Origin of the sequence: Microbacterium sp. ET2 (assembly GCF_030347395.1) — a bacterium.
Lineage (GTDB): Bacteria > Actinomycetota > Actinomycetes > Actinomycetales > Microbacteriaceae > Microbacterium > Microbacterium albipurpureum.
Window position 1 is genome coordinate 3,442,278 of the sequence record NZ_CP128170.1, and the last position, 20,887, is coordinate 3,463,164.

A 20,887-nucleotide genomic window follows, 5' to 3' on the forward strand; every position below is an offset into this window, starting at 1 on the left:
CCGCGGGGGGCCTTCGTCATGACACCGGGCGGTCAGCTCCGTGATGCGACACCGCGGATCGGCGGGTGGTGGAAGGTGTCGCCGAACACGCGCTGCGATGCTCCCTCGCGGTCGAGGTACGGCGATGCACCCCCGTCGATGAACGGCCAGCCTGCACCGAGGATCAGGCAGAGGTCGATGTCCTCGACGGCCGGCACGACCTTGTCGTCGAGCATGAGGCGGATCTCCTGAGCGAGACCGTCCTGCACTCGGGCGAGGATGGTCTCGGCCGAGGCGGGGCTGTCGCCGACGTGGCCCTTCAGAACCTTCTCGGCAGCCTTGGTGAAGCCGGTGACCCGACCCGCCTTGTCCTTCTCCACGACCTCGGGAAGTTCGGCCAGCGCGTGGAAGTTCTCGTTGGCGTAGAAGCGATCGGGGAATGCGCGCACCATCGTGTCCTGCACGTGCGCCGCTACCTTCCACCCCACGAGGTCGATCAGCTGGAACGGACCCATGGGGAGCCCCAGCGGAGCGAAGGCCTTCTCGACCTCGGCAACGGGTGTTCCTTCGTACACGGCGCGTGCGGCCTCACCCATGACCTTGGCGAGGAGGCGGTTGACGACGAAACCGGGCGCATCCGCCGTGAGCACGGCGTTCTTCCCGAGGCCCCTGGCGACGACGAAGGCGGTGGACAGCGCCGCATCCGATGTCTTCGGGGTCGTGACGACCTCGATCAGCGGCATGACCGCCACCGGGTTGAAGAAGTGGAATCCGACGAGTCGCTCGGGGTGCGCGAGCTTCGCGCCGATCTCCTCGACCGACAGGGACGACGTGTTCGTGGCGAGGATGGCGTCCTCCGCGACGACCGCCTCGATTTCGGCGAAGACGGCCTGCTTGACCCCGACCTCTTCGAAGACGGCCTCGATGACGAAGTCGCAGTCGGCGTAGAGACTCTTGTCGGTGGTTCCGGTCACGAGGGCGCGCAGGCGGTTGGCGGTGTCGGCATCGACACGCCCCTTGGCCTCCAGCGTGCCGATCTCGTCGTGGATGTGGGCGACGCCCTTGTCGACACGTGCCTGATCCAGGTCTGTGATGAGGACGGGAACCTGGAGCTTCCGCACGAACAGGAGCGCGAATTGGCTGGCCATCAGCCCCGCGCCGATGATCCCGACCTTGGTGACCTTCTTCGCCAGGGCTTTGTCGGGGGCGCCGACGGGGCGCTTCGCGCGCTTCTGCACAAGGTCGAACGCGTACATCGACGCCGCGAACTGGTCGCCCACGACGAGGTCGGCGAGAGCTTCGTCCTCGCGGGCGAAGCCCTCGGCCTTGGTACCCGACTTGGCCTTCTCGAGCAGGTCGAGCGCGACATAGGGCGAGCGAGGCACGGTGCCGATCTTCGATTCGAGCATGGCGCGGGCCATCTTGATCGCGATCGGCCACTTGGTCAGGCGCTCGATCTTGCCCGGCTCGTTCTTTCGCTCGACCTTGCGACCGCCCAGAACCGCATCGGCCCAGCGCAGCGAATCCTCGAGGAAGTTCGCCGCCGGGAAGATCGCGTCGACGATGCCGTAGTCGTATGCCTGCTGGGGCTTCAGCATCCGATTCTGTTTGAGCGGATTGGAGATCACGACCTCGAGGGCGTTCTCGATGCCGATGAGGTTCGGCAGCAGGTACGCGCCGCCCCAACCGGGGATGATGCCGAGGAAGACCTCGGGGAGGGCGATCGCCGCCGCGGAGGCATCGACCGTGCGGTAGGTCGAGTTCAGGGCGATCTCGAGTCCGCCGCCGAGGGCGAGCCCGTTGACGAAGGCGAAGGAGGGGACGCCGAGCTCGGACAGCTGCCCGAGCACACGGTGACCGAGCTGTGCGACAAGACGAGCGGTGTCGCGCGAATCCACCTTGGTGATGTCGCTGAGGTCGGCGCCGGCGGCGAGGATGTACTGCTTGCCGGTGATCCCGACCGCGGCGATCTCACCGGCATCCGCTCTCTTCTTCAGCGAGTCGAGCGTCGCACCGAGCTCGGTGAGCGTCGCCGGACCGAGGGTGTTCGGGCGTGTGTGGTCCCGACCGTTGTCGAGGGTGATGAGAGCGAGCACCTTGCCCGAAGGCAAACGGATGTCGCTGACGGGGGAGTGGGTGACCACCTCGTCGTCGGTGAGGGCGGACAGGGGGGAGAAATCGATCGAGGCGTACTGCTCGGAAGATGTGCTGGTCATCGCTGCCATGCCCTTACTTGCGCTTCTTGCCGTCGTAGTGGGGGTTCTCCCAGATGACCGATCCGCCCTGTCCGAGCCCGACGCACATCGCGGTCAGGCCGTAGCGGACGTCGGGTCGCTCGGCGAACTGGGCGGCGAGCTGGATCATCAGGCGCACGCCGGACGCGGCCAGCGGGTGTCCGAAGGCGATCGCACCGCCCCAGGGGTTCACGCGGGAGTCGTCGTCGGCGATTCCGAAGTGGTCGAGGAAGGAGATGACCTGGATCGCAAAGGCCTCGTTCAACTCGAACAGGCCGATGTCATCGATTCTCAGCCCGGCGCGCTTCAGCGCCTTCTCCGTCGATGGGATCGGGCCGATGCCCATGATCTCGGGCTGGACGCCGGCGAATCCGAACGAGACCATCCGCATCCTCGGGCGCAGACCGAGTTCCTTGACGGCAGCGCCGCCGGCCAGCAGCGACATCGTCGCGCCGTCGGTGAGCGGCGAGGAGGTTCCGGCGGTCACCCGTCCGTGTGCGCGGAACGGGGTCTTCAGTCCCGCGAGGTCTTCCATCGTGGTCTGCGGGCGGCGACCCTCGTCTTCGGTGGCCAGCCCCCACGCGCCGTCGGCGCTCTTGATCGCCACCGGTACCAGGTCGGACTGGATCTTCCCGGCGTCGTAGGCAGCCTGCACCTTGTGCTGGCTGAGCATGCCGTACCGGTCGGAGCGCTCCTTGGTGAGGTGCGGGAAGCGGTCGAAGATCCGCTCCGCCGTGACACCCATGTTCAGAGCGCCCGGGTCGACCATCTTCTCCGCGACGAAGCGGGGGTTCGGGTCGGCGTTGGCGCCGATGGGGTGGTGTCCCATGTGCTCGACGCCGCCCGCGAGCGCGAGGTCGTACATCCCGACACCGATGGAGGCGCCCATCGTGGTGACGCTCGTCATCGCGCCGGCGCACATCCGGTCGATCGCGAGACCCGGGACGGTCTGCGGCAGCCCTGCGAGTAGGGCGACGCTGCGACCGAGGGTGAGCCCCTGGTCGCCGGTCTGGGATGTCGCCGCGATGGCGACGTCGTCGATGCGGTCCTTCGGCACCGAAGGGTTGCGTTCCATGAGCCCGATGGTCGCCTTCACGGCGAGATCATCAGCCCGGGTGTTCCAGTACATGCCCTTCTCGCCGGCGCGCCCGAAGGGGGTACGCATACCGTCGACGAAGAAGACGTCCGAAAGCTCGGCCACTTAAGCCTCCAAAGATCGGGGATGTCTGCGAGCGTAGGTCGGTCGCCGAAACCGCACGGAATCGGTTGGGCGCAACCTACGAAGTGCTCTCCGGGGCCGTCGAACCGCTTTGCACGGATTCGACAAAGGCATCGGCGATGATCTGTGCAGTCTGGTCAATCTGCCAGGGGCGGGCGCCGAGGGTTCGCAGGGATTCCCCTACTCCCGCCGCCGTGATCTCGGCAGGCGGCGACCACGCGACACGGCGCAGGAGTTCTGGGGTCAGAAGGTTCTCGGTAGGCATCGAGAGCTCGGCGGCGCGCTCCTCCACCACGGGACGGGCGGCCTTCAACCGCGCGTCGGCGGCGGGGTTGCGGTCGGGCCACACACGCGGCGGTGGGATGGTGTCGGTGCTCGGGAGACGGTCGGGCGGCAGGTCGGATGCGGCACGACCCTCCTGGATCGCGTTCCACCACCGGTCCAGCTGATTGCGGCTGGCGCGACCGGTGAACTCCTTCACGCTCGCCAGTTCGTGCTTTGAGGCTGGGTCGGCGCGGATCGCCGCGACGAGGGCACGGTCGGGGACGAGACGCCCGGGTGCGACATCCTGCTCACGCGCATACTCTTCCCGCGCCGTCCAGAGTGCGCGGGCGACGGCGAGCGCCCGGCGGCCCCGCACGGTGTGCAGGCCGCTGAGGCGTCGCCACGGGTCTTCGCGTACGGGCTTGGGCTCCCGGGCGAGCACCGCGGCGAATTCCTGACGCGCGAACTCGGTCTTGCCCTGCTCCGCCAACTCCGCCACGAGGACGTCGCGGACGTCGAGGAGGTGGGCGACGTCCAGCGCGGCGTACTCCAGCCACGAATCGGGCAGCGGTCGGGTCGACCAGTCCGCGGCCGAGTGCGCCTTGGCCAGGCTGATGCCGAGGGTGTCCTCGACGACCGCCCCGAGTCCGACCCGCTCATGACCGAGAAGACGAGCCGCCAGCTCGGTGTCGAACATCTCGGTGGGCTCGAGGCCCAGCTCGCGAAGGGAGGGCAGGTCTTGGCTGGCGGCATGCAGCACCCACTCGGCGTCGCCGATCGCCTCCTGGAGGGCGGAGAAGTCCGCAAGCATCGGCGGGTCGAACAGGTGCACGCCGGCGCCGCGACGATTGACCTGGATGAGGTATGCCCGCTGGGAGTAGCGGAAGCCGGAGGCGCGTTCGACGTCGACGGCGACGGGGCCCTCTGCGTCGCGGAGGGCCGAGACGGCGCGTGCGAACGATTCCGTGTCCGCGATCACGGTGTAGTCAGCCACGCATCGTCCTCCGGGGACCGAAGACCGCGATGCCCTCCGACCCCGGCGGGAGCCCGGCGAGCATGCAGACCAGCTCGCTCCAGGCTTCCACATGCAGGGTCATGTCGCCGTCCGGAGACCAGGACGCCCGCAGCTCGATCTGGGCGCCGTCCCCCTCCTCGGCGAGCGAACCGAAACCCTTCGAGAGGGTCTTGGTCGCGGTGCCCGACGCCGAATGGTAGGCGGCGTGGCGGGAGTCGAGGGCGTCGATGAGCCACGACCAGGCTACGTCGGCCAGCAGTGGGTCCACACCGATGTCGGCTTCGAGGGGGGCCTGGGCGAAGCAGACGATCCGCCACGGACCTCCCCACGCCGGCGGTTCGGACTCGTCGTGGAGAAGGATGAAGCGACCCGTACCGTACGGCGAGTCCACGCCATCGCCCTCCGGCCGCACGTCACCGGCGAGCGCGATCGCATCGGGCGCGAGGCCCGCGGGCGCGGGGATCTCGCGCACCGCGAAGTCATCTCGGAACGTCGTCGCCCGCACGGCCTCCGCGGCGAGGGCGAACGCCGTCGGCGCCGGGGATCCTTGGTCAGCCACGCGGACAGACTAGAGTGATCGCTCGATGGTCGACTCCAGGCGCGCCGCACCCTCCGGCGCCACTCCCGGCTTCGCGGGTGCAGTCCGGGCCGCGATCGCCATTCTGAGCGCCGCCGTCGCCGCCGCCGTCGGTGTGCTGGGCGTGGTGTCGGTCCGCGTCGCGCGACGGGTGGTGACGCCTGCCGTGCGCGTCGCCGACACCCGCATCCTCGCCGTCGATCCCGTCGCTCAGACCATCACGCTCTCCCGCACCGACGACACCGTCCTCCCGGGGCGCTACGGATTGTTCACCGCCGGCGACACCGGCTACGTCAAGCTCGGCTCGGTCCTGGACGAGGACGCCCTCGCCGTCAAGCGAAAGCTCCTCACGCATGTGGCCCCCGGAGCAGCGATCGCGCCTGATGCCGCCTTCAGCGGGTGGTATTTCGAACGACCCGAAGAACTGCATCTGCCCTTCTCCTCGGAACTCGTCGGATCCGGGGTCGGGCCGTGTCCTGCGTGGCTCTTCCCGGCTGCGACGTCGAACGAGACGGCCGAGACGTGGGTCATCCAGATCCACGGGCGTGGCACCACCCGCTCGGAGTGCCTCCGCGCGGTGCCGGTGTTCCATGCCCTCGGGATCACCTCCCTGGTCGTCTCCTACCGCAATGACGGTGAGGCCCCCCGCAGCCGGACCGGGACCTACGCCCTCGGCGCCACCGAATGGCGCGACGTCGACGCCGCTGTCGGATTCGCCCGCCGCCGCGGCGCCCAGCGCATCATCCTCATGGGGTGGTCGATGGGCGGGGCGATCGCGCTGCAGGTCTCGTTGAACTCTCCCCACCGTCAGGTGATCGCCGGCCTCATCCTCGAATCGCCCGTCGTCGACTGGCGGATCGTCCTGAGCTACCAGGCGAAGCTGATGGGGCTCCCGGCGCCCGTCACGGGTCTCGCCCTCGGCGCACTCGCCAGCGAGTGGACGACGCCGCTGACCCGCACCGGCGGGCCGATCCCGTTCGACCAGCTCGATGTGGTGGCACGCGCCGGCGAGCTGCGTCACCCCATCCTCATCCTGCACAGCGACGACGACGGGTTCGTGCCCTCCGACGCCTCTCACGATCTGGTGGTCGCCCGCCCCGACCTGGTCGAGCTCATCGTCTTCGACGTGGCGCGGCATACCAAGCTGTGGAACTACGACCAGGAGCGCTGGAGCACGGCGATCCGGACATGGCTCGGGCACCATGGGCTGAGCCTCGACGTCGACGGCACCCGACCCGGCGAGGGGGACGGGACCTCGCAGCTCACCGGCGGATCGCCAGACGCCGATAGCTGAAGCCGGCGTCATCCACCAGCATCCCCGCCACCTCGGACGCCACTGATGTGGCGAGGGAGAGGAAGGGGTGGTGCACGGGTGCCAGGAAGGGCGAGACGGTGACGCAGACCTCGTCGACCACTCCCGATTCCACGAACTGCGTCGCCAGGCCAGCGCCGCCCTCGCACACGATGCGTCTGAGACCGCGTGCGCGCAGCACACGCACGATGTCGGCGGGATGCAGCCGCGCGGCGTCCTCGCGGGGGGGATCCGACGACGGCACGGCGACGACCTCGGCCGGTGCGTCCCCGATCGCCGCGGTCACGCGGCCGGCATGCTCGGGGCGGCAGAGGACGAGGGCCGGGGCGGCTTCCCGGCCATCACGGCGCACGAGAGAGCCGTCGCCGAGGTCGCCGCTGGCGGTCACGATCGCCAGGCGGGCGGTCTTCGGCAGTACGGATCCCTCCGCGCGGACCGTCTCGGCCCCGACGACGACCGCATCGGCCTCGCGACGGATCGCGCCGAGGATCATCCGATCCACGCGCGAACTGATCGACGAGCTGGATCCGTCCTCGCCCGTGGATGATCCGGTGAGCGTGGTGACCATGTTCAGGCGCACGAACGCCGCCTGTGGGCGGCGGTAGCGCCGCGCCATCCACACTGCTGCGGTGTCGGCGGCCGTGTCGATCCGCTCGAGCGAGGTCGGAATGACCTCCGTCAGCCAGCGTCCCGCCGGCGCAGAGGCGGGCACCGAACCGTCCGCCGTCATCCCGCGGCGCCGACGTGTTTGGCGCGCACCTGCCGCTTCGCGCGTCCGAGCATGCCCGTCATCCCCGCGATGCGCAGAGGCGACACGGCGCGTGTCAGCCCGATGCTCTGGGGATAGTCGTCGGGGACGGCGAGGACCTCGTCGGCCGTGAGCCCGGTCAGCCCCTGCACCAGGATGCTGGCGAACCCCCGCGTGGTGGGGGCTTCGGCCGGCGCGGTCGCGTGCATCGCCACGACCCCGTGGGGGTCGACGTCGACGATGATGAACACCGGCGACTGGCACTCGGCCACGCGCTCGAGCAGCTCGGGGTGATCGGCGAGCTCATCCGGGATCGCCGGAAGCTCGTGCGAGAACTCCAGCAGAAGCTGCAGCCGCTCCTGCTCGGGAAGCTCGAGGAAGTCGTCGCGGATGGCCGCCAGGGCGGCGGGAACGTCCGAGGAAGCGTCGGGGGAAGTCATCCCCGCCATCCTCCCACGCCCTCGGCGAGCCCGCCCGGCCGCTCAGGCGTGGCGGGGGACCTCGCCCGGCTCGTCGCCGGCCACGATCGGCACGCGCACCGCCGACCCCCACTCGGTCCACGACCCGTCGTAGTTGCGCACGTCGGTGAAGCCGAGGAGGTGCCGGAGGACGAACCAGGTGTGGCTGGAGCGCTCGCCGATCCGGCAGTAGGCCACGATCGGCTGGGTGCCGGTGAGTCCGATCTCGTCGCGGTAGATCTGCTCGAGCTCCGCGCGCGGCTTAAACCCGCCGTCGTCGGCGACGGCCCTCGCCCACGGCACGTTCTTCGCACTCGGGATGTGACCGGCGCGCAGCGCCCCCTCTTCCGGGTAGGCGGGGGCGGTCGTGCGGGTGCCGTTGTACTCCTCAGGGGAGCGGACGTCGATCAGGGGGTTTCCGAGGTGAGCGAGCACGTCCTCCTTGTATGCGCGGAGGGCGGCGTCGTCCCGCACGACGACCGGGTAGTCGGTGGGGGCCGGCGTACTGGCCTCCGTCGTCAGGGGCCGTCCCTCGGCGATCCACCGATCGCGTCCGCCGTCGAGCAGCCGGACATCCTCGTGACCGAAGAGCGAGAACACCCACAGGGCGTAGGCGGCCCACCAGTTGTTCTTGTCTCCGTAGATCACGATCGTGTCGTCGCGAGAGATGCCCTTGCGACTGAGGAGCTCGGCGAAGCCCTCGCCGTCGACGTAGTCGCGGACCACCGGGTCGTTCAGCTCGGTGTGCCAGTCGACCTTCACGGCGCCCGGGATGTGGCCCGTTTCGTAGAGCAGCACATCCTCATCGGACTCGACCACGACCAGTCCCGGTGTGCCCAGTCGCTCCTCCAGCCAGGCGCCGGTCACCAGGCGGCCCGGGTCGGCGTATTCGGCGAACTTGGGCGATGACGTGTCGAACTCCACGGGCACGGGGCACACTCCTCGGGATGTCGGGGGAGACGGGTGGACGGCGTAGGGTGTAACCGTCCCCTCGAGCCTAGGATCCGCTGCGCCGTGCCGCACCCTCGGCCTCGACATCCGTAAGACGGCGACACAGGACGCTCATGACCGCTACCCGCACCGGAACCGGTGTCATCCACCTCACTTCTCGCGACCCGCAGATCTCCGGTGCCGACATGGTGGCCGCCCTGACTCCGCCGCCGCAGTTCGCCTCGGCGACCTTCGAGTCCTACCGGGCCGATCCGGAGTATCCGTCGCAGCAGGGGGCGAAGGACTACCTGATCTCGTTCGCGGGCGGCGGGCCCGCCCCCGAGCGTGGCGGCTTCTTCCGGCGTGCGAAGAAGCAGCCCGAGACGAAGCCGGGCGTCTACCTCGACGGCGGATTCGGGGTGGGGAAGACCCACCTGCTCGCCGCGGTCTATCACGCGATGCCGGCACGGAGGAAGTACTTCGGCTCCTTCATCGAGTACACCGCCTTGGTCGGAGCGCTCGGCTATCAGAAGACGGTGGAGCTGTTCCGGGGCACCGATCTCATGTGCATCGACGAGTTCGAGCTCGACGATCCGGGCGACACGATGGTGATGACCCGGCTCCTCGGCGAACTGGTCGCCGGCGGCACGAAGCTCGCGGCGACCTCCAACACTCCGCCCAACGCCCTCGGCGAGGGCCGGTTCGCGGCGCAGGACTTCCTCCGTGAGATCCATGCGATGGCGGCGAACTTCGAGACCATCCGCATCGACGGCACCGACTACCGGCATCGTTCGCTCGACGGCCACGCCGTCACCCTCGACGACGCCGACTACGCCGGCGCCATCGCCGACGCCGCGACGCGGACGGTGGTCTCCGACGACACGTTCGACGACCTCATCGCCCACCTCGCGCGTGTGCATCCGTCGCGCTACATCCGTCTCATCGACGGCGTCGGCATGATCGGTATGCGGGATGTCGGGGCTTTCCGCGACCAGTCGGCCGCCCTTCGCTTCGTCGCGTTCATCGACCGCGTCTACGACGCCCAGCTCCCGATCCGCGCGACGGGACTCTCCCTCGATCAGGTGTTCCCCGCCGAGATGCTCAGCGGGGGGTATCGCAAGAAGTACCTGCGCGCGACGTCGCGTCTGATCGCATCCACCCTCGCCTGAGCGCCGGGTCGCGTCGCTCCGCCACGCGTGCGAAGCAATTTCCGAGCGCCGTCGTGGCCGCTTCGCGGCATCCGGAAACCTGATGTTTACCTGCACGGCCCACGCGTAACCGACTCGAAACACGGTGCGCACGGCGGGCGAAACCGCGGATCGCGAAACTGTGATCGCCCGGAACGCCGCTACCCGACCTGCGGCTCCTCGGCATCCGAGTAACACGACATGGATGAGGATTCTCATGGATAGCGGAAATTTCGCGTGGTCGATCACGGCAACGGCGCTGGTTTTGTTCATGACCCCCGGCGTTGCCTTCTTCTACGGCGGACTGGTCAAGGCCAAGAGCGTCATCAGCATGATGATGATGAGCTTCGGCGCGCTCGGCCTGGTCAGCGTGCTGTGGATCCTCTACGGGTTCAACATGAGCCTCGGTGGGGGAACCTTCGCCTTCGCCGGCAACCCCTTCGCCGACTTCGGGCTCGCCTCGGCGGACAGCGCCACGCTCGTCGGCGCGACCTTCGGCGCCACCTTCGCGATCATCACGGTCGCGCTGATCTCGGGGTCGATCGCCGACCGCGCCAAGTTCGGTGCGTGGATGGTGTTCGCCGGCATCTGGGTGACGGTGGTCTACTTCCCCGTCGCCGCATGGGTCTGGGGCGACGGCTGGATCTTCAACTGGGGTGACAACACCGGCCTCCCGGCGGTCATCGACTACGCCGGTGGTACCGCCGTGCACATCAACGCCGGCGCGGCCGCCCTCGCGCTGGCTCTGGTCCTCGGCAAGCGCATCGGCTTCCAGAAGGGCATCCACAAGCCCCACAACGTGCCGCTGACGCTGCTGGGCGCCTCGATCCTGTGGTTCGGCTGGTTCGGCTTCAACGCCGGCGCCGAAGGCACCTTCGGCCTCCTCGGCGAAGAGAACACCGGCGCCGGTCTCATCGTCGTCAACACTCTCGGCGCCACGGCCGCGGCGATCCTCGCCTGGATGATCGTGGAGAAGCTGAAGGACGGGAAGGCCACCTCCGTCGGCGCCGCTTCGGGTGCCGTCGCGGGTCTGGTCGCCATCACCCCCGCCTGCGCGAACCTGACGCCCGGCTGGGCGCTCCTCCTCGGTGTCGTCTCCGGTGCGGTCTGCGCCCTCGCGGTGGAGCTGAAGTGGAAGCTCGGCTACGACGACTCGCTCGACGTCGTCGGCATCCACCTCGTCGGTGGACTCATCGGAACCCTGTACCTCGGCTTCTTCGCCACCGAGACGGGCCTGTTCCTCGGCGGCGGCGCCGGCCAGATCGTCTCGCAGGCCGTCGCGGCCTTCGCGGTGCTGATCTACTCCTTCGTCGCAGCTTGGGTCATTGGCTTCGCGATCGAGAAGACGATCGGCTTCCGCATCAAGAACGAGGACGAGCTCGCCGGCGTGGACACCACGGTGCACGGCGAGGAGGGCTACCTCCTCGACGCTCGGGCCTGAGCCCCGTTCGTCACGGAGGGCGTCGCGCGAAGCGCGGCGCCCTTCCGCGTATGGTGGCGGCATGGTGCGAATGCGCGGACTGCTCGGTGCCGTCTCGGCCCTCTTCGGCGCAGGACGGCGGGAACGTCGCACATCTCGATCCACCGGCGCAGCGCCTTCGACGTCGTCGACCGCGACGCAGCTCATCGTCCGCCCGCCGCGCGACCTCACGATCGAGTACCGGCCCGACCCCGACGGCACCGCTGATGCGGGGGAGATCGTCTGGACCTGGGTTCCCTACGTCGAGAACGACGGCCGCGGGAAAGATCGTCCGGTTCTTGTGATCGGCCGGGGATCGGCCGATCGCGTCTATGCGGTGCGCCTGACCAGTCGGGCCCACGACGGCGACCACGGCTACCTGCCCCTGGGCACGGGGGAGTGGGACAGCCGCGGTCGCGCCTCGTGGGTCGACATCGACCAGCTCTACAGCGTGCACGAGCGCGGGATGCGACGCGAGGCGGCCGCTCTGGACCTCCAGCGGTTCACCACGGTGGCTGAGGCGCTCCGCACGAGGTACGGGTGGCGGTTCTCCGCTCCGAAGTGACGACCGGATGTGGCGAGCGATACCACACTCGAACTGATGACCAGTCCGTGTGAAGCGGCGCAGGCCTTGTGTGGAGATCGGTCACGCGGTGGGCGAGTCGAATCGACTAACGGTCGCCTCTCTGACAACATGCTCGGATGAATCCGAACACCTCTTCAGCGCTGACGGATGCTCCGGATGGACGACATACGGATGACGTCCCGGCGGTGCGCGTCGCGTTCACGCCGATGGTCGTGGTCGCCGCCATCTTCGGAGCTGTCCTGGGTGCCGTCGGGGTGTCGCTCACCGTCCTGCTGCAACTCGTCCCCGAGATCGCGCAGGTTCCGGGTCTCGAATTCATCCGGCACCACTCGCACCCGAGCGGCGAAGCGACGGTGTACGCCTGGTACTCGACCCTCCTTCTCGCAGCGCTCGGATTGGCTTTCGCCGTCATCGCGTCAGTGAAGTGGCACATCCGCAACCTGCGCTGGCGCTACCTCGTACTCGCGTCCACCGCGCTGCTGCTCTCCGCGGACGAGGCCGGGATGCTCCATGAGGAGATGGCTCGATTGACCTATTTCCTGGGCTTCTCGTGGGGGTGGACCTACAACTGGCTGATCGCCGCCGTCCCCTTGGCATTGCTGGCGGGCGCCTTCATTCTGTGGCTGGCGCGGAGGATCGACCCGGTCCTTCGACGCAGGCTGATCCTCGCGGGAGCCATCTTCTTCCTCGGTGCCGTCGTCGTCGAATCCCTCGGTGGGATGCTGGAAACGAGGACGCTCGCGCTCGGGGAGACCGCCCACCTCCTCATCTTCCATCTGTCCTTCTTCGTCGAGGAGAGCCTCGAGGTAGCCGGTGTGCTGGTGGCGCTCTGGGCGGCGCTGTCCTACGTGAAGGTGATGCGTTCGCCCACCGGGCTCACCGTCACAGCCGACGACGTGAGCCGCTGACGTCATCGCCGAGGGATGTCCCGAGCACACGAGCCGGTTGGCGTCTGTCGACGCCGGACGCGACAGGATGCGTGATCGTGCGGGTTCTTGTGGTGGGCGATACCAGACTCGAACTGATGACCTCTTCCGTGTGAAGGAAGCGCGCTACCAACTGCGCCAATCGCCCGTCGGCCCGGGGGCCGGGTTCCGATGTTACCGGATGCGAAGGCCCGGTCTGAACCGGATGCCGCGCCGACACGCGGCGACGGCGCTGGTTTGGAACCGGGCGCGGGATCGGCTAAAGTCGGTGAAGCGCCCGGGAAGCCGGGAGAACGCGGATGTAGCGCAGTTGGTAGCGCATCACCTTGCCAAGGTGAGGGTCGCGAGTTCGAGTCTCGTCATCCGCTCGAGTGCGGGGTACACCCTTCGGGGTGGCCACGACGCGTGGGTCGAACCACACACGGTGGCGTGGCCGAGCGGCTAGGCACCGGCCTGCAAAGCCGTTTACACGGGTTCGAATCCCGTCGCCACCTCCACTCCACAACGAAACAGCCCCTTGGGCGCGATTGGCGCAGCGGTAGCGCGCTTCCCTGACACGGAAGAGGTCACTGGTTCGATCCCAGTATCGCGCACAACGAAAACCCCCGGTTCACCGGGGGTTTTCTTCGTCAGGGGAGCGGGGCGACCCCGCGCCCGTCAGCCGCGAGCCCGGGTCGGCGCGCGAAACGCACAGCGCCATGTCGGGTATCAGCGCACCGCAGGGATTTCGCTGAGAGACGGCGTCGGCGCACCTCGCGATTCGACGGCGCTCGCCCATACCCAGCACCGGTACTCACGGGTGCCGACGTGGAAACGGATCGCGACGGCGCGCGGCGTCCACATGCACGCTTCCGCCTCGACCCGCACCGGGGTCGCGCCGAAACGGACCCACGCGCGGACGGCCCTCGGGCGGGGATCGGTCGTGCACGGAAGCAGGTCCAGTTGCAGCTCCGCCCGGGTCAGGCTCTGCAACGGCCCCTGCGACGCCGTGCGTTGCAGGACCCGATCGCTCATCTGACGGTCGACGGTCTCCGCGTAGCGCCTGTTCGTGCCGATGGCGATCGTTCCCTCCTCCGGCCGAGCAGCGGCGAGTCTATCCGCGGGCGAGGACACCGGGGTCGCGGTGGGATGCGACTCCCCACGGAGGCCGCAAGGGTCTACATTCTCGACATGACCTCGCCGCACGTCGCCTCGCTCCACACTGCGCCGCCCGTCTTCGAAGGCGAGGCGGGGGAGATCCGCCGGCTCACCCGCGCGGACTTCCCGATGCTCAGGCGGATGTCCATTCAGCGGATCGTCCTGGCCCACGGGGGTGTCCGCGAGCCGCAGTGGAACGTCAACGCACACCAGCTCGCCTACGTCACGCGGGGCAGGGTGCTGGTGTCGGTGCTCGGCAACGCCGATGCCTTCGCCACCTTCGTCGTCCAGGCGGGACAGATGTTCCACGTCGAATCGGGCGCCGTCGCGCACATCGAGAACGTCGGCGACGGAGACGCCGAGATCATCGCAGCGCTCCGGTCCGGTCACCCGCAGCACTTCTCCTTCTCCGGCAGCGTGAATGCGATGACCGATGCCGTCCTCGGGAACACCTACGACCTCGAAGCGAAAGCCTTCGAGATCCTGCCTCGACGGGACCCGACCCCGATCTTCCGACGGCGCGGCCCGGTGCACATCCCCGACACCGCCGGGCTTCCCAACGCCCGGCTCTTCGACGCCGAAGGGCAGCTGGCACCGCTGTCGTACAGCTACGGGTACGCGAAGCTCGCACGCAAGCAGTACTGGGCCGCACTGGAGAACCTCTCGATGTACCACCTCCACATCGCCGGGAGTGGAATGCGCGAGCCGCACTGGCACCCGGTCACCGCGGAGCTCGGCTACGTCTGGCAGGGCAGAGGACGGATGCGGGTGCTCGGCCCCGACGGAACCCTCGACCAGTACGAGCTCGAGCCCGGGCAGGTCTACTTCATCCCGCGCGCGTTCCCGCACCACATCGAAACGCTCGGCGAGGACGGACTGGACTTCCTCATCTTCTTCGACCAGTCGACCCCCGGAGACGTCGGATACCGCGCGACCGCCTCGGCGTTCTCGCGCCAGGTGCTCGCCGGTGCCTTCGGGATCCCGGAACAGGACCTGCCTCGACTGCCGTACACGCCCGTCGATCCGCTCATCGTCGAGCGACGGAACCGCCGGGACCCGTGACTGCCTCCGCCGCGGAAGCGGCGCTCGTCGGCGACATCCGGGCGGCCCTTCGCGAGGCAGCCGACTCTTCGCGCGCGGCGGGCCAGCAGGCCTACATGAAGTCCCCCATGCCGTTCCTCGGGATCCGGGTGCCCGAGGTGCGACGCCTGGTCGCTGAAGTCGCAGGCAGTGCCGACCCCGAGGCGAGTCTCTCCGCTGCGCGCCTGCTCTGGGACGAGGGGACCCACCGCGAGGAGCGCTACGCCGCGATGGCGCTCGTGCGCGCTCGCTCCTCCGAGGCGATCCGCGCCTCGTCCCGCTCGTCGAGCACCTGGTGCGCACCGGCGCCTGGTGGGACATCACCGATGAGTTGGCGCACCGCCTCGGCGACCTGCTCGACATCCGACCCGACGAGACCGCCGCCGTGGTGCGCGACTGGGCGCACGATGCCGACCGATGGATCCGGCGCATCGCCATCCTCTCCCAGCTGGGACGCCGGACGAGGGTCGATCAGGGGCTCCTGGCCGACGCCATCCGTCCGAACACGGCCGATCCCGAGTTCTTCATCGCCAAGGCGATCGGGTGGGCCCTGCGCGACCACGCCCGCACCGACCCCGCGTGGGTGAGGGCATTCGTCGCGGCTCACGACCTGCGTCCGCTGTCCGTCCGCGAGGCGCTCAAGCATCTGTGAGCCGGCTTGCTACGGTCACGCCCATGACCACCGCCCCGAGCTCCCGTACGGGGGCGACGCCGCAGAAGACCCCTTTGCTCATCGGCCTGCTCCCCTTCGCGGGTGTGATCCTGTTCGTCATCGCCGAGATCGTGGGATTCGTCGTCACCGGCGGTGCCGATGCGCTGCGGTGGACGACGATGAACGCCGTCCTCTTCCTCATCGGTTCGTCCAGTGTCGGCAACGGCATCGCCCACCTGTTCTTCGGGCCGGTAATCGCCCGATCGATCGGCTGGCAGCCCGGGCCGTTCCAGTTCGAAGTGGGAGCCGCCAACCTGGGCATCGGCGTCGCGGCGATCGTGGCGGCCGCGGCGTTCGATGCCGATGCGTGGCTCGCGCCCATCCTCGCGGCGCTCATCTTCCTCGTCCTCGCCGGCATCGGGCACATCCGCGCGATCGTGGTCGAGCGCAACCTCTCGATCAACAACGCGGGCCCCATCCTGGTGCTCGACTTCGTCATCCCGGTCGTCACCCTCGCGCTGTGGATCTGGCTGACCGTGTCGTAACGGCCTGCGAGGGCACCTCTAGACGGTGGTCGCGGCCAGTGCCAGCACCGCGCCGCCGACGATGAGCGGTGCGCCGACGAGTCCGAGGAGCGCATAGCGCCCCCAAGACAGCGTCACTCCCGCCGCGACGATCCGGGCATGCCACAGCAGGGTCGCCAGCGACGCCCAGGGGGTGACGAGGGGGCCGGCGTTCACGCCGATCAACAGGGCGGCCAGGCGCACCGGATCGTCGGCGGCGGATTCGAGCAGGAGGTAGGCGGGGAGGTTGTTGGCGAGATTCGCCGCCACGGCTCCGGTCCCGGCGATCCCGGCCAGTGACAGCGCCGAGTCGCCGGGGCCGATGAGCGCCTCCAGCGGCTCGAGAGCTCCGAGCGCCTCGAGCGCCGCGACGGCGACGAACAGGCCCGAGACGAAGACCAGCAGCGACCACGGCACGAGCGAGATCTGCAACCGCCGGGGCGACCGCCAGGCGAAGAGCACCACCAGCGCGAGGGCGGCCACGCTCGCCGGCATCCAGGGCGGGATGCCGCTGACGAGGGACGGCAGCAGCACGATCACGATGATCGCCGCCACCCGCAGTTGCACGCGATCGGTGATCAGCGGAGGCGCCGAGGCATCGTGGCGCCCACGGAGCCGTCGGCGGAAGACGAGGAAGAGCAGCGCCACCGAGAGGGCGATCGACACGAGCGCCGCCGGCCACAGCAGGCGCACGAAGCCGAGGATGTCGCCGCCGGAGATCCCGTCCACCGCGAGCAGGTTCGTGAGGTTGGAGATCGGCAGGAGCAGCGAGGCGGTGTTGGCGAGCCACACCGTCGCCACCGCGAAGGGGAGCGGGTCGAGACGATGCGAACGCGCGACCGCGAGGACGACCGGCGTCAGCAGCACCGCGGTGGTGTCGAGGGAGAGGAAGACGGTGACTCCGGCCGCGAGGCTCACCACGAGCATCCACAGCAGCAGGGTCCTGCCTCGAGCAAGCCGGGAGAGCGCGCCGGCGGCGACATCGAAGACCCCGGCTGTCGCGGCGAGCTCGGCCACCACGGTGATGGCCACGACGAACAGCAGGATGCTCCAGACCCGGTCGCCGACGGCGAGAAGATCGGATGCCGGGAGGACACCGGTCACCAGCGCCACCGCACCCGCGGCGAGGAGCCCGAGGCCCAGCATCCAGGTCTTCACTGCACCATCATGGTGCCCCGATCCGCGCCCACCGACCTGACTAGACTGTCCGCATGGATTCCCGGCCCAGCATCGCGGCTCTCGCCGCCCTGGTCGGCACGCGAACGCTCGACGCCTGAGCGGGCGGGGCGCTGACGCGCCCGAAGCTGAGAACGTGACCGACCACCCGTGACCGAGACCCAGGAGTACCCCTGTGACTGACGTTTCCCCGTCGGACGAATCCGCCCGCACCGACGGCTTCGCGCTCTTCCCCGACAAGTCCGTGATCGCCATGCGCGTGAACGGAGAGCCGCGAGACCTCGCGACGACCGTCGGCGACGGCGATGATGTCGAGCCCATCACCGTCGACAGCCCCGAGGGCCTGTCGATCCTCCGCCACTCGACGGCGCACGTGCTCGCCCAGGCCGTGCAGCGCATCTCGCCGCAGGCGAATCTCGGGATCGGCCCGCCGATCACCGACGGGTTCTACTACGACTTCGGCGTGGATGAGCCCTTCACCCCCGAGGACCTGAAGGCCATCGAGAAAGAGATGCAGCGCATCATCCGCGAGGGTCAGCGATTCGTCCGCCGCGTCGTCACCGACGAGGAGGCGCGGGTCGAGCTCGCGTCAGAGCCGTTCAAGCTCGAGCTCATCGGGCTCAAGGGCGGCGCCGACAAGACCGAGGGCGCATCGGTCGAGGTGGGAGCCGGGGAGCTCACCATCTACGACAACGTCGACCGCGACGGGGAGACGGTGTGGAAGGACCTCTGCCGCGGACCCCACGTGCCCAGCACCCGGACGATCGGCAACGGCTGGGCCCTGCAGCGGGTCGCCGGCGCCTACTGGCGGGGAAGTGAGAAGAACCCTCAGCTGCAGCGGATCTACGGCACCGCCTGGGCGTCGAAGGACGACCTGCGGGCCTACCAGCACCGCCTCGAGGAGGCGGCCAAGCGCGACCACCGCAAGCTCGGCCGCGAGCTCGACCTGTTCTCCTTTCCCGAAGAGATCGGGTCGGGACTGTCGGTGTGGCACCCCCGCGGCGGAATCGTCCGCGGCGAGATGGAGCAGCACGCCCGTCGACGCCACATCGAAGGCGGCTACACCTACGTCTACACCCCGCACATCTCCAAGCAGGACCTCTTCGTCCAGTCCAACCATTTGGTGACCTACAAGGAGGGCATGTTCCCACCCATCACCCTGGACGAGGAGCGCGACGCCGCGGGGGTCGTCACCAAGGCAGGGCAGGACTACTACCTGAAGCCCATGAACTGCCCGATGCACATCCTGATCTTCAAGGAGCGTGCGCGCAGCTATCGCGATCTGCCGATGCGTCTCGCCGAGAACGGGACGGTGTACCGCAACGAGCTGTCCGGAGCCTTGCACGGGCTGACACGCGTGCGCGGATTCACCCAGGACGACTCCCATCTCTTCGTCACCCCCGAGCAGCTGGAGGGGGAGGCGACCCGCGTGCTGGAGTTCGTCATCTCGATGCTCCGCGATTTCGGTCTCGACGACTTCGAACTCGAGCTGTCGATGCGCGACGACGAGAAGGAGAAGTGGATCGGCTCCGACGAGTTCTGGGAGTACTCCACCGACGCACTCCGCAACGTCGCGGTCGCCAGTGGGCTGAAGCTCACAGAGGTTCCCGGGGAAGCGGCGTTCTACGGTCCGAAGATCGACCTGAAGACCCGCGACGCGATCGGACGCACCTGGCAGCTGTCGACGGTTCAGGTCGATCCGAACCTTCCCGAGCGGTTCGAGCTCGAGTACACCGACCGTGACGGTCAGAAGAAGCGCCCGATCATGATCCACCGCGCGCTGTTCGGATCGATCGAGCGGTTCTTCGCGATCCTGCTCGAGCACTACGCCGGTGCCTTCCCGGTCTGGCTGTCGCCCGTCCAGGTCGTGGGAGTGCCGGTCGCGGAGGAGTACGCCGACTACCTCGACGGGATCGTCACGCGCCTGCGCGTCGACGGGGTCCGCGCCGAGGTCGATCACAGCGACGACCGGATGCAGAAGAAGATCCGCACCCACACCACGCAGAAGGTGCCGCTGATCCTCATCGCCGGCGAGCAGGACCGCTCGGCGGGGACGGTCTCGTTCCGGTTCCGAGACGGCAGCCAGGAGAACGGCATCGCCGTGGATGACGCGGTCCGGCGCATCCGCGCGGCGATCGACGGCCACCTGCTCGTGAACACCGCCGAGGACTTCCGTGTCTGACTCCGTCCGCGGCGGCGACGGCCTCGTCGCCGCCGCGGAGCTCGCCGGCGTCCCCGATGAGTTCCAGCGGCTGTGGACGCCGCATCGGATGGCGTACATCCAGGCAGGTCCCGAGCCGCTGCGCGAGGAGTGCCCCTTCGACGAGGCGCCGCGAAAGTCCGACGAGGACGGGCTCATCGTCTTCCGCGGGGAGACGGCGTACGTCCTGCTGAATCTCTTCCCATACAACTCCGGGCATCTCCTGGTCTGTCCCTACCGGCACATCGCGACCTACGACGAGGCGACCGCTGAGGAGGTGGCCGAGATCGGCGCGCTCACCCAGACGGCGATGCGGGTGCTCCGGCAGGTCTCGCGCTGCGACGGGTTCAACATCGGGATGAACCAGGGCGCCGTTGCCGGCGCGGGGGTGGCCGCGCACCTGCACCAGCACATCGTGCCGCGATGGGCGACCGATGCGAACTTCTTCCCGATCATCGCCAAGACGAAGGCCCTCCCGCAGCTTCTCGGCGAGGTACGCGTCGCCATCGCCGACGCCTGGCCCGCCTGATACCGCCCCCGGAGGGTGTGGACAACCCCCGGCCTCGCGGCGTGGTGGCCGATACGGTGGCGGACATGCCCTCACGCTCGACCGCCGCAGCCGCCGCTCTCGTCATCGTCGCCCTGAGTCTGGCCGGCTGCTCCTTCTCGGTCCCGGTGGTCGAGTCCGACGCGTCGTCGAGCCCCACGGTGGCCGCCCCGGCTCCCACGCAGACGGAGAGCGACGACACCGCCGGTGACGATCAGATGGCGGACGCGCTCGCCGAGCGCGACCAGTTCCTGGCCGACCAGCAGCTTCCGCTCGACGGCTCGCCCCTGGTGGCGGTCACTCCCGCGCAGCAGGAGTTCATCGCCCAGCAGCGCGAATTCATCGAGTCGCAGGGCGGCACCTGGGACGCTCAGACCGAGAGCATCTCCCTCGCGCTCGCTGCCGATGCCTGCGAGACGGCGATCCTGAACTACCACGAGGTCGACGCCCCGCTGCTGCAGGCCCACGTCGCCTCATCGCCGGTCTTCGCGCAGGTGATCCCCGCGGACTTCACCGCAGACCAGCGCGCGGCTGCGGAGCGCAACGTCGCGAGCGTGATGGTCTTCGGTGCCGGTTTCCTCTGCCCAGAAGACGGACCGCAGTGGGAGGCGGCTTTCACCGAGGTCTACGGCTGAGCC

20 protein-coding genes, 4 tRNA genes and 1 pseudogene are annotated in these 20,887 nt (G+C 68.9%); 15 read left to right on the plus strand and 10 right to left on the minus strand.

Annotated features, from left to right (window positions below; all coding sequences use genetic code 11):
* Nucleotides 1-32 precede the first annotated feature (32 nt).
* The 4 genes from QSU92_RS16665 to QSU92_RS16680 all read right to left on the minus strand — a co-directional run bounded on the left by QSU92_RS16665 (nucleotide 33) and on the right by QSU92_RS16680 (nucleotide 5,270).
* Nucleotides 33-2,195, minus strand: coding sequence for a 3-hydroxyacyl-CoA dehydrogenase NAD-binding domain-containing protein (locus QSU92_RS16665; RefSeq protein ID WP_289263613.1), 2,163 nt, complete (start codon nucleotides 2,193-2,195; stop codon nucleotides 33-35).
* A 13-nt stretch (nucleotides 2,196-2,208) separates the two neighbouring features.
* Complete coding sequence (locus tag QSU92_RS16670) at nucleotides 2,209-3,414, minus strand: thiolase family protein (protein ID WP_289263615.1); 1,206 nt, start codon at nucleotides 3,412-3,414, stop codon at nucleotides 2,209-2,211.
* Nucleotides 3,415-3,490: 76 nt separating this feature from the next.
* Nucleotides 3,491-4,690 (minus strand): ribonuclease D, encoded by a 1,200-nt coding sequence (locus QSU92_RS16675; protein WP_422880396.1) that lies wholly within the window; start codon nucleotides 4,688-4,690, stop codon nucleotides 3,491-3,493.
* Nucleotides 4,683-5,270, minus strand: coding sequence for a DUF3000 domain-containing protein (locus tag QSU92_RS16680; protein ID WP_289263616.1), 588 nt, complete (start codon nucleotides 5,268-5,270; stop codon nucleotides 4,683-4,685). Before QSU92_RS16680 ends, QSU92_RS16675 begins: the two co-directional genes overlap by 8 nt.
* A gap of 25 nt (nucleotides 5,271-5,295) precedes the next feature.
* Between QSU92_RS16680 and QSU92_RS16685 the strand changes: the two genes are divergently transcribed.
* Nucleotides 5,296-6,582 carry an alpha/beta hydrolase gene (locus tag QSU92_RS16685; RefSeq protein WP_289263618.1) on the plus strand — a complete coding sequence of 429 codons (1,287 nt, stop codon included), beginning with the start codon at nucleotides 5,296-5,298 and terminating at the stop codon, nucleotides 6,580-6,582.
* Here QSU92_RS16685 and QSU92_RS16690 read toward each other — a convergent pair.
* Genes QSU92_RS16690 through QSU92_RS16700 form a run of 3 tightly spaced genes read right to left on the minus strand, consistent with a single transcriptional unit; the run spans nucleotide 6,551 to nucleotide 8,736 of the window.
* Nucleotides 6,551-7,312 carry a dihydrofolate reductase family protein gene (locus tag QSU92_RS16690; RefSeq protein ID WP_289263621.1) on the minus strand — a complete coding sequence of 254 codons (762 nt, stop codon included), beginning with the start codon at nucleotides 7,310-7,312 and terminating at the stop codon, nucleotides 6,551-6,553. The genes QSU92_RS16685 and QSU92_RS16690 overlap by 32 nt on opposite strands.
* Before the next feature lie 14 nt (nucleotides 7,313-7,326).
* The gene (locus tag QSU92_RS16695; protein ID WP_289263623.1) at nucleotides 7,327-7,788 is read right to left on the minus strand and encodes a SufE family protein; all 462 of its coding nucleotides are present in this window, start codon (nucleotides 7,786-7,788) and stop codon (nucleotides 7,327-7,329) included.
* A 42-nt stretch (nucleotides 7,789-7,830) separates the two neighbouring features.
* Complete coding sequence (locus QSU92_RS16700; RefSeq protein WP_289263625.1) at nucleotides 7,831-8,736, minus strand: sulfurtransferase; 906 nt, start codon at nucleotides 8,734-8,736, stop codon at nucleotides 7,831-7,833.
* 134 nt (nucleotides 8,737-8,870) lie between these two features.
* On the opposite strand from QSU92_RS16700, the gene zapE reads away from it, so the two are divergent.
* The 4 genes from zapE (at nucleotide 8,871) to QSU92_RS16720 (ending at nucleotide 12,876) form a co-directional block, all read left to right on the plus strand.
* Complete coding sequence (zapE, locus tag QSU92_RS16705; protein WP_289263627.1) at nucleotides 8,871-9,905, plus strand: cell division protein ZapE; 1,035 nt, start codon at nucleotides 8,871-8,873, stop codon at nucleotides 9,903-9,905.
* Nucleotides 9,906-10,140: 235 nt separating this feature from the next.
* Entirely contained in the window at nucleotides 10,141-11,364 is a 1,224-nt protein-coding gene (locus QSU92_RS16710) for an ammonium transporter (RefSeq protein ID WP_289263630.1), read from the plus strand.
* Nucleotides 11,365-11,425: 61 nt separating this feature from the next.
* Nucleotides 11,426-11,947, plus strand: a complete 522-nt coding sequence (locus tag QSU92_RS16715; RefSeq protein ID WP_422880397.1) for a type II toxin-antitoxin system PemK/MazF family toxin — start codon at nucleotides 11,426-11,428, stop codon at nucleotides 11,945-11,947.
* A gap of 137 nt (nucleotides 11,948-12,084) precedes the next feature.
* Nucleotides 12,085-12,876, plus strand: coding sequence for a hypothetical protein (locus QSU92_RS16720; RefSeq protein WP_289263632.1), 792 nt, complete (start codon nucleotides 12,085-12,087; stop codon nucleotides 12,874-12,876).
* Nucleotides 12,877-12,966: 90 nt separating this feature from the next.
* On the opposite strand, the gene QSU92_RS16725 is transcribed toward QSU92_RS16720, so the two are convergent.
* A tRNA-Val gene (locus QSU92_RS16725) sits at nucleotides 12,967-13,042 on the minus strand.
* Nucleotides 13,043-13,189: 147 nt separating this feature from the next.
* Here QSU92_RS16725 and QSU92_RS16730 point away from each other — a divergent pair.
* The 3 genes from QSU92_RS16730 (at nucleotide 13,190) to QSU92_RS16740 (ending at nucleotide 13,487) form a co-directional block, all read left to right on the plus strand.
* Nucleotides 13,190-13,262 (plus strand) — tRNA-Gly (locus tag QSU92_RS16730).
* Between the two features lie 55 nt (nucleotides 13,263-13,317).
* Nucleotides 13,318-13,391 (plus strand) — tRNA-Cys (locus QSU92_RS16735).
* 24 nt (nucleotides 13,392-13,415) lie between these two features.
* Nucleotides 13,416-13,487 (plus strand) — tRNA-Val (locus QSU92_RS16740).
* Between the two features lie 115 nt (nucleotides 13,488-13,602).
* Here QSU92_RS16740 and QSU92_RS16745 read toward each other — a convergent pair.
* A complete protein-coding gene (locus QSU92_RS16745) occupies nucleotides 13,603-14,007 on the minus strand; it encodes a hypothetical protein (protein WP_289263633.1) in 405 nt (134 codons plus the stop codon).
* Nucleotides 14,008-14,064: 57 nt separating this feature from the next.
* On the opposite strand from QSU92_RS16745, the gene QSU92_RS16750 reads away from it, so the two are divergent.
* The 4 genes and pseudogenes from QSU92_RS16750 to QSU92_RS16760 all read left to right on the plus strand — a co-directional run bounded on the left by QSU92_RS16750 (nucleotide 14,065) and on the right by QSU92_RS16760 (nucleotide 16,308).
* Nucleotides 14,065-15,093 carry a cupin domain-containing protein gene (locus QSU92_RS16750; protein WP_289263634.1) on the plus strand — a complete coding sequence of 343 codons (1,029 nt, stop codon included), beginning with the start codon at nucleotides 14,065-14,067 and terminating at the stop codon, nucleotides 15,091-15,093.
* Between the two features lie 95 nt (nucleotides 15,094-15,188).
* Nucleotides 15,189-15,305, plus strand: a pseudogene (locus tag QSU92_RS17525) (DNA alkylation repair protein); the annotation flags it as partial.
* Between the two features lie 101 nt (nucleotides 15,306-15,406).
* Nucleotides 15,407-15,763, plus strand: coding sequence for a DNA alkylation repair protein (locus tag QSU92_RS17530; RefSeq protein ID WP_333783431.1), 357 nt, complete (start codon nucleotides 15,407-15,409; stop codon nucleotides 15,761-15,763).
* A gap of 23 nt (nucleotides 15,764-15,786) precedes the next feature.
* Nucleotides 15,787-16,308 (plus strand): DUF6790 family protein, encoded by a 522-nt coding sequence (locus QSU92_RS16760; protein WP_289263635.1) that lies wholly within the window; start codon nucleotides 15,787-15,789, stop codon nucleotides 16,306-16,308.
* A gap of 18 nt (nucleotides 16,309-16,326) precedes the next feature.
* Here the strand turns inward: QSU92_RS16760 and QSU92_RS16765 are convergent, their stop codons facing one another.
* Nucleotides 16,327-17,484 carry an SLC13 family permease gene (locus QSU92_RS16765; protein WP_289263637.1) on the minus strand — a complete coding sequence of 386 codons (1,158 nt, stop codon included), beginning with the start codon at nucleotides 17,482-17,484 and terminating at the stop codon, nucleotides 16,327-16,329.
* Between the two features lie 271 nt (nucleotides 17,485-17,755).
* On the opposite strand from QSU92_RS16765, the gene thrS reads away from it, so the two are divergent.
* The 3 genes from thrS (at nucleotide 17,756) to QSU92_RS16780 (ending at nucleotide 20,884) form a co-directional block, all read left to right on the plus strand.
* On the plus strand, nucleotides 17,756-19,684 hold the full coding sequence (thrS, locus tag QSU92_RS16770) for a threonine--tRNA ligase (RefSeq protein ID WP_422880448.1): 1,929 nt from the start codon (nucleotides 17,756-17,758) through the stop codon (nucleotides 19,682-19,684).
* Entirely contained in the window at nucleotides 19,677-20,231 is a 555-nt protein-coding gene (locus QSU92_RS16775; RefSeq protein ID WP_289263641.1) for an HIT family protein, read from the plus strand. Before thrS ends, QSU92_RS16775 begins: the two co-directional genes overlap by 8 nt.
* Nucleotides 20,232-20,296: 65 nt before the next feature.
* Nucleotides 20,297-20,884, plus strand: coding sequence for a hypothetical protein (locus QSU92_RS16780; RefSeq protein ID WP_289263643.1), 588 nt, complete (start codon nucleotides 20,297-20,299; stop codon nucleotides 20,882-20,884).
* The last annotated feature ends 3 nt before the right edge of the window (nucleotides 20,885-20,887 follow it).